The following is a 751-nucleotide window of genomic DNA, read 5'->3' as shown; positions in this document are numbered from 1 at the left end:
CCGCCGCGCCGATCGCGCAGCGCACCGGCACCGCGCTGAACCCGTCGATGCAAAGCGGCCAGCTGCTGTGGCTGCGCCACCACCAGCCCGAGCGGCTGGCGCGCGCCGCCACCGCCATGCACGGCAAGGACTGGCTCTACTTCAAGGCCACCGGCGAGCGCGTCACCTGCCAGGCCGAAGGCACCTTCACCTTCGGCAACTACCGAAGCGGCGCCTACGACGACGAGGTGCTGTCGCTGCTCGGCCTGCCGGAGCTCAGGCGCCTGCTGCCGGCCGTGGTCGTGCCCGGCGCCGCGCATGCGCCGCTGTCGCGCCAGGCCGCGCTGGCCACCGGCCTGCGCGAAGGCACGCCGGTGGTGCTGCCGCCGATGGACGTGCCCGCCACGCTGCTGGGCGGCGGCGGCGTCGCCTACGGCCCGCAAGGGTTGCTGCACGTCGGCTGCTCGGTGCTGGGCAGCACGGGCATGCACGGCTGGGCCGTGGAGGGCTGCGACCTCATCCGCCCGAACGCCGAGGCCGGCTACACCATGATGATGCCGCTGCCCGACGTGCGCGCGCGGCTGATGTCGCACATGGCGGCCACGCTCAACATCGACTGGCTGCTGGCGCTGCTGGCCCAGGCCGGCGAGCTGGCCGGCGCCACACCGCCGCCGCGCGCCGCGCTGCTGGAGCGGCTGAACCACGCGGTGCTGGCCGCCACGCCGGGCCAGGCCCTGTACCACCCTACGTGCCGAGACGGCGAGCGCGGCCC

The 751-nt window shown here is 75.2% G+C and carries 1 protein-coding gene; it reads left to right on the top strand.

Going from position 1 to position 751, the window contains the following annotated elements; translation table 11 throughout:
* Nucleotides 1-751, top strand: a 751-nt coding sequence (locus tag BMG07_RS40885) for an FGGY family carbohydrate kinase (RefSeq protein ID WP_269759919.1), incomplete at both ends; no start/stop codon positions are given.

Source organism: Variovorax sp. E3 (assembly GCF_016082275.1).
Classification (GTDB): domain Bacteria; phylum Pseudomonadota; class Gammaproteobacteria; order Burkholderiales; family Burkholderiaceae_C; genus Variovorax.
Note: the sequence above shows the minus strand (reverse complement) of the source record. Positions and strands in the feature narration are given on the sequence as shown.